The following is a 12,164-nucleotide window of genomic DNA, read 5'->3' on the forward strand; positions in this document are numbered from 1 at the left end:
CATGGTTCGTCATCTCGCGCTGCGGATCGTCCAGGCACTCGGCGTGCTGTGGGCCGCGTACACGGTCGCGTTCCTGGTCCTGTACGCCCTGCCGGGTGACCCGGCCGCCCTGGTCGCGGCCGGCGGAGACCCGAGCGCATCCACCGCCACTCCCGAACAGATCGCCGAGCTGCGGGCGCGCTACGGCTGGGACCAGCCGGTGCCGGTGCAGTACGTGCAGCACCTCGCCGCGCTCGCCCGCGGCGACCTCGGCAGCTCGCCGCGGACCGGTTCGGTGGCCGCCTCGATCGGGCAGGCGATCTGGCCGACCGCCCAGATCGCGCTGCTCGCCACCGGGCTGAGCCTGCTCGGCGGCGGGGCGCTGGCGCTCGCCGCGACCCGCTTCCGCGTCGGTCCGGTACGCCAACTGCTGCTCGCCCTGCCGCCGCTCGGGGTCTCGGTGCCGAGCTTCTGGCTGGCGCTGATGCTGCTGCAGGTGTTCTCGTTCGGGCTCGGCTGGTTCCCGGCGTTCGGCAACGACGGCGCCGCCAGCCTGGTGCTGCCCGCGATCACCCTGGCGACGCTCGGCTCCGCGACCGTCGCGCAGGTCTACACCCGCAGCCTGGACGCCGAGGCGGCGCAGCCCTACGCCGAGACGGCGCTCACCAAGGGCGCCGGACCGGCGCGGGTGCTGTGGCACATCGGGCGCAACGCGGCGCTGCCCGCGCTCGCCGTCGCGGGCGTACTCGCCGGCCAGTTCCTGGGCGGCGCGGTGGTCACCGAGACGGTCTTCTCGCGGACCGGGCTGGGCCAGCTCACCGCGATGGCCGTCGCCACCCAGGACATCCCGCTCACGCTCGGGATCGTCGTGCTCGGCGCGGCCACGGTGGTCGTCGTGACGCTGCTCGTCGACCTGGTCCAGCCGCTGCTCGACCCGCGGTTGAGCCTCGCCCCGGTGCCAGGAGGCCGCTCGTGACCATCCTCGATCAACGCCTCACCGCGGCCGCCCCGGCAGCCGCCCGGGTCCGCGCCGCACGCGTCCGGCGCAGGCTGCGGGTACGCCCGACCGTCGTCCTCGCGATCGCCTGGCTCGCCGTCGTGCTGCTCGCCGCGCTCGCGCCGGGGCTGATCGCGCCCGGCGACCCGTACGCGGCCAACGGGGCCGACTCCCTGCTCGGCCCGAGCCCCGCGCACCCGTTCGGCACCGACCAGATCGGCCGCGATCTGCTCACCCGCGTCGTGCACGGCACCGGCCTGTCGGTGCAGGCGACCCTGGTCGCGGTCGGCTTCGGCCTGGTGGCGGGCGGGCTGCTCGGGCTGCTGGCCGGCACCGTCGGCGGCTGGCTCGACCAGCTCGCGATGCGCTTCGTGGACGTGCTGATGGCGTTCCCGGCGCTGCTGTTGTCGCTGGCCTTCATCACCGCGCTCGGCTTCGGCACCCTGAACGTGGCGATCGCCGTCGGCGCGGGCAGCATCGCCGCCTCGGCGCGGGTGATGCGCGCCCAGGTGATGCGGGTGCGGCTGAGTCCCTTCGTCGAGGCCGCCGCCACCTCCGGCGCGCGCCGCCTGACGATCCTGCGGCGGCACGTGCTGCCGCACGCGATCGGGCCGGTGCTGGTCCTCGCCGTGCTCGACTTCGGCACCGCGATGCTCGCCGTCTCCTCGCTCAGCTTCCTCGGCTTCGGCGCCCAGCCGCCGACCCCGGAGTGGGGCTCGCTGGTCGCCGGCGGGCGCAGCTTCCTGGGCAGCGCCTGGTGGCTGAGCACGCTGCCGGGCCTGGTCGTGGTCGCCACCGTGCTGTCGGCGAACCGGCTCGCCCGCGCCCTGGAGGGGAATCGCCGATGACCGACGCACTGCTTTCGATCAAGGATCTCCGGATCGGCTACCGGCTGGCGGATGCGCTCGCCCCGGCGGTGCGCGGGGTCGGCCTCGACGTGCGCCGCGGCGAGTGCGTCGCCGTGGTCGGCGAGTCCGGCTCCGGCAAGTCGAGCACCGCGCACGCCCTGCTCGGCGTACTGCCCGACAACGCCGAGGTCTCCGGCAGCGCCCGGCTCGGCGATATCGAGCTAATCGGCGCGCGGCCGCGGGTCCTGCGCGCGGTACGCGGGCGCCGGATCGGCTTCGTCCCGCAGGATCCGATGAGCGCGCTCAACCCCGTGCAGCGGATCGGCGATCAGGTCGCGGAGGTGCTGCGCATCCACCGGCTCGCCGACCGGCGTACCGCCCGGCTGCGGGCGATCGAGGCGCTGGAGCGGGCTGGGCTGGACCGGCCGGCGCAGCGCGCGCGGCAGTTCCCGCACCAGCTCTCCGGCGGGATGCGCCAGCGCGCGCTGATCGCCCTGGCGACCGTCGCCGACCCGGCGCTGATCGTCGCCGACGAACCGACCTCGGCGCTCGACGTCACGGTGCAGCGCACCATTCTCGACCGGCTGGCAGAGCTGAGCAGCGCATCGGGGGCGGGCGTGTTGTTGATCACCCACGACCTGGGCGTCGCCGCCGAGCGGGCCGACCGGCTGGTCGTGATGCGCGGCGGCACCGTGGTCGAGGCCGGCTCCGTGTCCGATCTGATCGATCGGCCGCGGGAGGGGTACACCCGCGAGCTGCTCGGTGCCGCCCCGCGGCTGGACACCCCGCCGCTGGTGGGCGCCCGGCCCGAGCCGTCCCGGCCGCTGCTGGAGCTGCGCGGCGTGGATGTCTCCTTCCGGCTGCCGCGCGCGGCCGGGGCGGACCGCACCGTGGCCGCCGTGTCCGGCGTCGACCTCACCGTCGAGCGCGGCGAGACGGTCGGCCTGGTGGGGGAGTCCGGCTCGGGCAAGACCACCACGGCCCGGGTCGCGCTCGGGCTCGTCCGACCGGACGCCGGCGAGGCCAGCTTCGACCAGGCTCCGCTGTCCGGGCTGCGCGGCGAGGCGCTGCGGCTGCTGCGCCGCCGGATCCAGGTCGTGCAGCAGAATCCGTACGCCTCGCTCAACCCGCGCTGGACGCTGACGGAGATCATCTCCGAGCCGCTCGCCGTGTTCGGGATCGGCGACCGCGCCGCCCGCGCGGCCCGCGTCGCCGAGCTGCTGGACCGCGTCGGCCTGCCGACCAGCTATGCCGGGCGCCTGCCGCGCGAGCTGTCCGGCGGGCAGCGGCAGCGGGTGTCGATCGCCCGCGCGCTCGCGCCGCAGCCGGACCTGATCGTCTGCGACGAGCCGGTCTCCGCGCTCGACGTGTCCGTGCAGGCCAGGATCCTGCGGCTGCTGGTCGACCTGCAGGCGGAGTTCGGGCAGGGCTATCTGTTCATCTCCCACGACCTCGCCGTCGTCCGCCAGATCGCGCACCGCACCGCCGTGCTGTCTGCCGGGCGGATCGTCGAGGTCGGACCCACCGAGGAGGTGCTGGCCCGGCCGCGCCACGACTACACCCGCACCCTGCTGGCCGCCGTACCCGGCGCCCGGGAACCCGAGAGGAGCCCCGCATGAGCAACAACGAGCCGGTCGCGGCGTCGCCCGGCGCGCCCGTCGTGCCGCTGTCGGTGCTCGACCTCGTGCCGATCACCGAGGGTGGCGATGCGCGGCGGGCGGTGGCGGAGACGATCGACCTCGCGCGGCGTACCGAGCAGGCGGGCTATGCCCGCTACTGGGTCGCCGAGCACCACCTCAACCCCGGCGTCGCCGGCTCGTCCCCGGCCGTCGTGCTGGCGCTGCTCGCCGCGCACACCTCCCGGATCCGGCTCGGATCGGGGGCGGTGCTGGCCGGCAATCAGTCCGCGCTCGCCCTGGTCGAGCAGTTCGGGCTGCTGGACGCCGCCGCCCCCGGCCGGATCGACCTCGGCCTCGGACGCTCGGCAAGCCGCGGTCCCGCCGAGAAGAACGGTGCGGACAAGAACGGCGCCGACAAGGGAGGCCTCGACAAGGGTGGCGCGGACCAGCCCGCCGCGCCGAAGCGCCCGGACCGCGCGCCGAACGGGCTGCCGCTGCCGCCCGGCCCGCCCGGGCTGTTCGCCCTGCTCGGCTCCCGGCCGCGGGTGGCCGCCCAGGGTGACCTGCTGCGCGGCGGCCGCGAGGCCCAGCCCTACGGCGAACAGCTCGAGGACCTCCTCGCGCTGCTCGAGGATCGTTACGCCGACCGCGAGGGCGGACTGCTCGCCGCCACCCCGCACGCCGGGCCGGACCAGGAGATCTGGGTGATGGGCAGCAGCGGCGGCGAGAGCGCGCAACTGGCCGGCGCGCTGGGCCTCGCCTTCGGCGCCAACTATCACGTCACGCCCGGCAACGTGCTGGAGGCCGTCGAGGCGTACCGCGCCGCGTTCCGGCCCTCCCCGCGCAACGCGGCGCCGCGGGTCGCCGTGTCCGCCGACGTGGTCGTCGCCGAGACGCCGGAGCGCGCCGCCGAGCTGGCCCGCGGCTTCGGCCACTGGGTGCGCAGCATCCGCTGCGGCGACGGCGCCATCGCCTACCCGTCGCCGGAACGGGCCGCCGAGCTGCCCTGGACCGCCGAGGACGACGCGCTGGTCGCCGACCGGATCGCGTCCCGCTTCGTGGGTACGCCGGAACAGGTCACCGCGGGGTTGCGGCTGCTCGCCGAGGCGACGGGCGCCGACGACCTGGTGATCACCACGATCACCCATGATCACGAGGCCCGGGTGCGCTCCTACGAGCTGCTCGCCGAACACTGGGCGCGGCACGGTACGCCTGTCCTCGCGGCGGCGGGACAGCCATGATCAACACGCTCCATGATCAACAGCGCAGCATGATCAACAGCGCAGCATGATCGACACCGATCCGGGGATCGTCCGAGACCGACCGAGAACAAGGAGACAGCGATGAGTGGATCCACCATCGACGCGGTGCACAGCGACCGGGTCGCCGTCGACGCCGAACGGCGCGCGGTGGCCGAACGCGTCGAACGGGAGCAGGTCTTCCGCGCCCCGTTCGGCGTGCTCAGCCAGGTCGCGCTGCACTGGCTCGACGAATCGCCGCAGGTGCTGCCGGCGCTGCCCGGCACCTGGGACGTGGTCGACGACACCGCCCGGGTCACCGTCGGGGCGGGCGAGCAGATCGCGCCCGTCGAGCCCGACGGATCCGGCGCGCCGATCGTCGGCGAGGCCCGCGCCGGGATCGGCGAGGCGAAGTCGCTGCACTGGTTGACGCTGGCCGACGGGCGGCGCCTCGAGCTGATCCGGCGTACCGGCCGCCTCGGCCTGCGCGTGCTGGACCCGGAGGCGCCTGCCCGGCGCGCATTCGGAGGGCTGCGGGCGCACGACTTCGACCCGGCCTGGATCAAGGACGCCACGTTCGCCGCGCACCCCGAGCCGAGGCGGGTCACCGTCGACGGCGCGCAGCCCGGCCTGGTGCACCAGCGCGAGGAGATCGGCGTCACGGAGTTCGCGCACGACGGGCGTACCCACTCCCTCGCCGTGTTCGGCGATCATGGGGTGACCGCGATCTTCGACGACCTCGGCGCCGGGGGAGCGCACGCGGAGTGGCGCGTGGTCCCGATCGAGATCGGCGAGGACGGATCCGCGGTGATCGACTTCAACCGCGCGACCAACTTCCCGGCGGCGTTCACCCCGTACGGCACCTGCCCGAAGCCGCCCGCCGAGAACCATCTCGACCTGCTGGTCGAGGCCGGCGAGCTGGCGCCCGAGCCGTTCGAGGGGGCGCGGTGAGGTTCCTCGCGATCTCGCTCGGCTTCAACGCGCCGGGCCCGGACCGCGTCGGCTCCAAGGAGCGGCTCGATCAGATCGTCGCCGCGGCCGACCGGGCCGAACAGGCGGGCTTGGACGGGTTCGGCGTCGGCGAGCACCACACGCCGGACACCGAGGTGTCCGCGCCGCCGGTGCTGCTCGCCGCGATCGCCGCCAGGACCAGCCGGATCCGGTTGTTCACCGCCGTCACCGTGTTGTCGGTGCTGGACCCGGTCCGCGTTGCCGAGGACTACGCCACGCTGGACAACCTGTCCGGCGGGCGGGTCGAGATGATCATCGGCAAGGGCAACACCGAGGTGCAGGCGCGGGTGTTCGGCTACTCGTTGGACGACCAGTGGGAGCGCAACGCCGAGAAGTACGACCTGCTGCGCCGGCTGATCCACGAGCCGAGCGTCACCTGGTCCGGGCGGTTCCGGCCGCCGCTGGTCGACTTCGTGCCGCGGCCGGACTGGCTGCAGAGCCCGCCGCGGATCTGGCACGGCTCGGCGACCAGCACCAACTCGACCGAGCTCGCCGCGCGATACGGCGACCCGCTGTACTCGGCCAATGTCACCGGTCGGCGCGAGCAGTACGCCGAGCTGGTCGACCACTACCGCGAGCGGCTCGCGGCGTACGGCCACCCGCCCGAGCGGGCGCTGGTCGGCGCCGGCGCCGCGGCGGTGCACGTGGCGCCGACCTCCCAGCAGGCGCGCGCGGAGTTCGCGCCGGTGTTCGCGGCGCGGCTCGCGCGGGCGTCCACGTTTCGCCAGACCGTGCCGTTCGCCGACCTGGACGACGCGATCGCCAACGGCTCCTACCTCGTCGGCAGCCCCGAGGAGGTGCTCGACCAGCTCGGCCAACTGCACGGGCTGCTGGGCCACGAGGTGCAGCACATCGGCACCGCCGACGAGCCCGACCCGGTGTTGCAGCGCGGCATCGACGCGTTCCTCGGCGATGTGTTGCCGCAGGCGCGCGAGGCCTTTCCCGACCGGTTGTGGGAGCCGGTCACGTCCCCGCCCGACGCCGAACCGCCGGCGAACGATCATCCGATCCTCGCCCCGACCGTGGAAGCAGGCCGCCCATGAGTGAACCGTCCGAAGCAACGACCGTCGTCCTGTCCGGCAACCCGCGGCCCGGGTCGCGTACCGCCAGGCTGGCCCGCACCGTCGCCGAGCGCTGGTCCGGCGGCGAAGCGGAGCCGATCGAGGCCGCCGACCTGGCGGGATCGGTGTTCGCCGCCGAGCGGTCGCCCGAGCTCGTTGCCGGGCTCGACCGGCTCCGCTCGGCACGCCGGCTGGTGGTGGCGACGCCGTCGTACAAGGGCAGCTACACCGGCCTGTTGAAGAGCCTGCTCGATCACCTGGCCGCGGGCGACCTGCGCGACGCGGTGGCGGTGCCGGTGGTCGTCGCGGCGGCCCCGGCCCATCTGGTCAGCACTGCTGGGGCGCTGACGGCCCTGCTCGGCGAGCTCGGCGCCACCGTGCTGCCGGCCGTCGCGGTCGCCGAGTCCGAGGTCGACGATCCGGCCGGCCCGCTCGACGCCTGGACGGCCCGGCTGGATCGCCTGGCAGGTGCCGCGAGGAACCGGGAGGTGGTCCGATGAGCGGCGTGCCCGACCCCGAGACCCGTGAGGGTCTGTCCGTCGACGAGTTCAAGGCGGTCTTTCGCCAGCACCCGGCGGGGGTCTGCGTGATCACGCTGGCCGACCCGGAGCGGCTGGTCGGGTTCACGGCGACCTCGGTGATCTCGGTGGCGGCGGAGCCGGCGCTGCTGGCGTTCTCGATCGACTCGGGCTCGTCGTCGTGGCCCGCGATCGAGCGTGCCGAGCACGTCGTCGTGAACTTCCTCGGCCACCACCAGGCCGAGCTCGCGACCCGGTTCGCGACCAGCGGGATCGACCGGTTCGCCGGCCGCGGCTGGCGGCGGCTGCCGACGGGTGAGCCGGTGATCAACGATTCCGCCGGCTGGATCCGGGCCCGGATCGCGGGCCAGATCCCGGCGGCGTCCAGCCGGCTGGTGCTGCTGGAGGCGCTGACCGCCCGGATCGGCGGCGGCCCGCCGCTGGTCTATCGCGACCGGGACTACCACCGGCTGCTGCCCGCGCTGCGTCCCGCCGGGGGCTGAGGGTTCCGCGGGGGTTTCGGCGCGACGCGGGCTCGCCGCGGCCAGAACCCGGGCGAGTGGTCGGTATGGGTGGCGGGTTGGTGCGGATCGGTGCCAGAACTGGGGCGAGTGGTCGGTAATGGCGGGAGAGGCTCTCGCCGAAGCTCCAGCATCCGATGGTCGGGGTGCCGTCGTGGCGCTGGTGACGCCGAGTACATCGACGAATTGGACCAAGCACAGGACGACCAGTGCCGCACGGGGGTGGCGTAACCTGTTCATGAGGTTACCTTGCCGATACGGCAGTCACCGGTCAAGGTGGTTACATGGCTGCAGTGCACATCGCGGGACATCCCGCGCTTGACTTCATCGGCACCCTCTCCGAGCGCGGGAGCAAGGATGTGGAGGAGCTTCGACAGCCGCAGGACCTCATGCAGTGGTTCATCGATGCCGACGTTGTGGACCGACCAGAGCAAGCCACGGAGCACGACCTTGCCGCCGCCCGAACCCTCCGGGCGTCCCTCTTTCGCGCACTCGAGAGCTGGAAGAGAGGAGAGGGCGTGCCGGACGAGCATCGCCTGGCACTGAATACCGCCTCCACAAGTGGCCAGCCCCGGATCACTATGCAGCCCGACCAGTCAATCGTCCGCGAGGGCACTGCACAGCAATGCCTCGGCGCAATCGCAGCATCGTTCCTCCAGCTCATTGCGTCGACTGACCCTTCACAGGTGCGATGGTGCGCCGACCGCACCTGCACGCACCCATTCATTGACAGGTCACGCGCTCAGCGGCGGCGATGGTGCGAGATGAAGTCCTGCGGCACCCGCAACAAGCAGCGCGAATTGAGAGCGAGGAAGACCGACTAGCCCTGGCTGGGCCGGCGTTGGTAGCGGGCCCGTCACTGACCGCTAGAAGGAAACCGCCACCTGGTCGTCGGAACCGCAGTTCGGCGCCAGAACTGGGGCGAGTGGTCGGTATGGGCGCGAGGCGAGGGCTGCCGCGCCGCGTACCGCTGTGATCGCTGTGATCGGCCCCGGTCCTCGCCAGAACTGGGGCGAGTGGTCGGTATGGGTGGCGGGTTCGGGCGGATCGTCGCCAGAACTGGGGCGAGTGGTCGGTAACGGCGCGAGGCGCGTGCTGCCGCGCCGCGTACCGCTGTGATCGGCCCGGTCCTCGCCACAACTCTGGCGAGTGGTCGGTAAGGGTGGCGGGTTCGGGCGGATCGTCGCCAGAACTGGGGCGAGTGGTCGGTATGGGCGCGAGGCGAGGGCTGCCGCGCCGCGTACCGTCGCTGCGTTCGGCCCGGTCCTCGCCACAACTCGGGCGAGTGGTCGGTATGGGCGGCGGGTTGGTGCGGTTCGTCGCCAGAACCCGGGCGAGTGGTCGGTAAGGGCGGCGGGTTCGTGCGGTTCGTCGCCAGAACTGGGGCGAGTGGTCGGTATGGGCGCGAGGCGCGGGCTGCCGCGCCGCGTACCGCTGTGCTCGGCACGGTCCTCGCCACAACTCGGGCGAGTGGTCGGTATGGGCGGCGGGTTGGTGCGGTTCGTCGCCAGAACTGGGGCGAGTGGTCGGTAAGGGCGGCGGGTTGGTGCGGATCGGCGCCAGAACTGGGGCGAGTGGTCGGAAACGGTGCGAGGCGAGGGCTGCCGCGCCGCGAAGGAGGGTCGGTACGCCGAACTAGGCTGGCCGGGTGGCAGATCCGGCGACCTACCGACCCGCACCGGGGTCGATCCCCGAGCAGCCCGGTGTCTACCGGTTCAGCGACGCCGAGGGCCGGGTGATCTATGTCGGCAAGGCCAAGAATCTGCGCTCGCGGCTGAACTCCTACTTCGCCGATCTCGCCGGGCTGCACCAGCGGACCCGGACGATGGTCACCACCGCCGCCCGGGTCGACTGGACCGTCGTCAACACCGAGGTCGAGGCGCTGCAGCTCGAATACTCCTGGATCAAGGAGTTCGACCCGCGGTTCAACGTGAAGTATCGCGACGACAAGTCCTATCCGTGGCTGGCCGTCACCATGTCGGAGGAATATCCGCGCGTTTTCGTCGGCCGCGGCGCCAAGCGCAAGGGCACTCGCTACTTCGGTCCCTACAGCCATGCCTGGGCGATCCGGGAGACCGTCGACCTGCTGCAGCGCGTCTTCCCGGTGCGGACCTGCACCAACGGCACCTTCCGCAACGCCCGGGCCACCGGCCGGCCCTGCCTGCTCGGCTACATCGACAAGTGCTCCGCGCCGTGCGTCGACCGGGTCAGCGCGGAGGAGTACCGCGAGATCGTCGACGACTTCTGCGCCTTCATGGCCGGTCAGGGCACGGCGATGATCCGCCGGCTCGAGGCCGAGATGAAGACCGCGGCAGCGGGCCTGGAGTTCGAGCGTGCCGCCCGGCTGCGCGACGACATCGGGGCGCTGCAGCGGGCGATGGAGGCCAATGCGGTCGTGCTCGGCGACGGCACCGATGCCGACATCATCGCGCTGGCCGAGGATCCGCTCGAGGTCGCCGTGCAGATCTTCCACGTCCGCGGCGGCCGGATCCGCGGCGAGCGCGGCTGGGTGGCCGACCGCACCGACGATGCCGGCGTACCCGAGCTGATCGAGCAATTCTTGTTGCAGCTCTATGCCGATGTCGCGCCGGAGGAGCGCGGCCGGGCCGTGCCGCGCGAGGTGCTGGTGCCGCACCTGCCGACCAGCCCCGAGTCGATGGCCGAGTTCCTCGGCGAGCTGCGCGGCTCGGCGGTGCAGGTCCGGGTGCCGCAGCGCGGTGACAAGGCGCGCCTGCTGGAGACGGTCGCGCGCAACGCCTCGGAGGCGCTGGTCCGGCACAAGACCAAGCGGGCCTCGGACCTGTCGACGCGCAGCCGGGCGCTGGAGGAGATCCAGACCGCGCTCGGGCTGCCCGAGGTGCCGCTACGGATCGAGTGCTACGACGTGTCGAACCTGCAGGGCACCGAGGTCGTCGCCTCGATGGTGGTCTTCGAGGACGGCCTGCCGCGCAAGAGCGAGTACCGGCGCTTCGTGATCCGCGGCGTCGACGGGCAGAACGACGTCGCGTCGATCGACGAGGTGATCACCCGCCGGTTCCGGCGACTGATCGACGAGCAGGCGACGCTGCAGCAGGAGGCCGGCGAGACCGGAGGCCTGGTCGACCCGACGACCGGCGCGCCCAAGAAGTTCGCCTACCGGCCCCAGCTCGTCGTCGTCGACGGCGGCCCGCCGCAGGTGGCGGCCGCGGCGGACGCGATGGCCCGGCTGGGCATCAACGACGTCGCGCTGGTCGGGCTGGCCAAGCGGCTGGAAGAGGTGTGGCTGCCCGGCGAGGAGCATCCGGTGATCCTGCCGCGCACCAGCGAGGGCCTGTACCTGCTGCAGCGCCTGCGCGACGAGGCGCACCGCTTCGCGATCACCCACCACCGCGGGCGGCGCAGCAAGACGATGGTCGAGTCGCTGCTCGACGACGTGCCCGGCTTGGGGGAGGTGCGCCGGCGTACCCTGCTGAAGCATTTCGGGTCGCTGCGCAAGCTGCGAGCCGCCTCCACCGAGGAGATCGCCGCCCTGCCCGGCTTCGGTCGGCGTACCGCCGAGCAGGTGAAGTCCGCGCTGGATCGCGACACCACCCGCGGCGAGGCGATCAACATGACCACCGGAGAGGTGATCGAGCAGTCGTGACCGCCCCCGACCGCCGGACCGGGCGGCACACGCTGCGTCGCCGGATCCTGCTCAGCCCAGCGATCCGGCGCTGGTGGCTCGCGCCGGCCGCCGCGGTGACCGCGGCCGCGCTGATCGGCGGCGCTGCCGCCGGCTGGGCCCTGCGACCGGAAGCGCAGGTCCCGCCGCCGGAGCAGGCGGCGCCCCCGCCGGCGGCCGCGCCCGCCGCCGTCGACCGGCCCGATTTCGAGGTGGCCTTCGGCTACCGGGACGAGCCCGTCGAGGTGCCGGCGCTGCAGAGCGCGAAGACCGAGTGGCTGAGTTTCGGCGACCTGCTGGTCGATTCGCTCGACACCGCCACCGCCGTCAGCGACTTCCGCCCCGTCGAGCTGCGCTACGACCCCCAGGTCGTGCGCGGCCGGGTCGAGAGCGGCGATGCCGTCCTGGCGGTGGAATTTCCCGACGACTTCACCGCCACCATGGTGCAGGACATGACCGACCCGCGCGGGGAGCCGCCGAGCATCCCGGTCACCGTCTACGCCGGGCCGCAGGCGCGCGCCGACGACGCTCTGGTGCTCGACCAGTACGTCGGGCGCGCGCTGAGGCCCGCCCTCGCCGAACGGGCCGGCGAGCTGCGCACCGTCGCCGACGAGCTGGGCGTGACCGACGCGGGGACCCGCTACGCCGAGCCCTTCGCGATCCGCATCGTCGAGGTCGACGGTCCGGCGCCGCGTAGCTATCGGTACGCATCGCGTTCGTGACCGGGCCCAT

11 protein-coding genes are annotated in these 12,164 nt (G+C 73.2%); all 11 read left to right on the top strand.

Translation table 11 applies throughout. The annotated features are described in order from the left end of the window. Window position 1 precedes the first annotated feature (1 nt). The 11 genes from GGQ54_RS13610 (at window position 2) to GGQ54_RS13660 (ending at window position 12,154) form a co-directional block, all read left to right on the top strand. Window positions 2-955: an ABC transporter permease gene (locus GGQ54_RS13610; RefSeq protein WP_179445876.1), complete on the top strand. Its 954-nt coding sequence runs from the start codon at window positions 2-4 to the stop codon at window positions 953-955. Further along, a complete protein-coding gene (locus tag GGQ54_RS17685) occupies window positions 952-1,824 on the top strand; it encodes an ABC transporter permease subunit (RefSeq protein ID WP_179445877.1) in 873 nt (290 codons plus the stop codon). The genes GGQ54_RS13610 and GGQ54_RS17685 overlap by 4 nt, the downstream gene beginning before the upstream one ends. Then, entirely contained in the window at window positions 1,821-3,443 is a 1,623-nt protein-coding gene (locus tag GGQ54_RS13620) for a dipeptide ABC transporter ATP-binding protein (protein WP_179445878.1), read from the top strand. Before GGQ54_RS17685 ends, GGQ54_RS13620 begins: the two co-directional genes overlap by 4 nt. Continuing rightward, window positions 3,440-4,684, top strand: a complete 1,245-nt coding sequence (locus GGQ54_RS13625; RefSeq protein ID WP_179445879.1) for an LLM class flavin-dependent oxidoreductase — start codon at window positions 3,440-3,442, stop codon at window positions 4,682-4,684. Before GGQ54_RS13620 ends, GGQ54_RS13625 begins: the two co-directional genes overlap by 4 nt. Window positions 4,685-4,786: 102 nt before the next feature. Further along, window positions 4,787-5,632 carry a DUF1684 domain-containing protein gene (locus GGQ54_RS13630; protein ID WP_179445880.1) on the top strand — a complete coding sequence of 282 codons (846 nt, stop codon included), beginning with the start codon at window positions 4,787-4,789 and terminating at the stop codon, window positions 5,630-5,632. Then, window positions 5,629-6,735 carry an LLM class flavin-dependent oxidoreductase gene (locus tag GGQ54_RS13635; RefSeq protein ID WP_179445881.1) on the top strand — a complete coding sequence of 369 codons (1,107 nt, stop codon included), beginning with the start codon at window positions 5,629-5,631 and terminating at the stop codon, window positions 6,733-6,735. Before GGQ54_RS13630 ends, GGQ54_RS13635 begins: the two co-directional genes overlap by 4 nt. Then, window positions 6,732-7,253: an NADPH-dependent FMN reductase gene (locus tag GGQ54_RS13640; protein ID WP_179445882.1), complete on the top strand. Its 522-nt coding sequence runs from the start codon at window positions 6,732-6,734 to the stop codon at window positions 7,251-7,253. Before GGQ54_RS13635 ends, GGQ54_RS13640 begins: the two co-directional genes overlap by 4 nt. Beyond that, window positions 7,250-7,774, top strand: coding sequence for a flavin reductase family protein (locus GGQ54_RS13645; RefSeq protein ID WP_179445883.1), 525 nt, complete (start codon window positions 7,250-7,252; stop codon window positions 7,772-7,774). Before GGQ54_RS13640 ends, GGQ54_RS13645 begins: the two co-directional genes overlap by 4 nt. Before the next feature lie 302 nt (window positions 7,775-8,076). After that, window positions 8,077-8,616, top strand: coding sequence for a CGNR zinc finger domain-containing protein (locus GGQ54_RS13650; protein ID WP_179445884.1), 540 nt, complete (start codon window positions 8,077-8,079; stop codon window positions 8,614-8,616). A gap of 824 nt (window positions 8,617-9,440) precedes the next feature. Beyond that, window positions 9,441-11,414 carry an excinuclease ABC subunit UvrC gene (gene uvrC / locus GGQ54_RS13655; RefSeq protein WP_179445885.1) on the top strand — a complete coding sequence of 658 codons (1,974 nt, stop codon included), beginning with the start codon at window positions 9,441-9,443 and terminating at the stop codon, window positions 11,412-11,414. Continuing rightward, window positions 11,411-12,154, top strand: coding sequence for a hypothetical protein (locus GGQ54_RS13660; protein WP_179445886.1), 744 nt, complete (start codon window positions 11,411-11,413; stop codon window positions 12,152-12,154). Before uvrC ends, GGQ54_RS13660 begins: the two co-directional genes overlap by 4 nt. Window positions 12,155-12,164: the final 10 nt, after the last annotated feature.

Origin of the sequence: Naumannella cuiyingiana (assembly GCF_013408305.1) — a bacterium.
GTDB lineage: Bacteria > Actinomycetota > Actinomycetes > Propionibacteriales > Propionibacteriaceae > Naumannella > Naumannella cuiyingiana.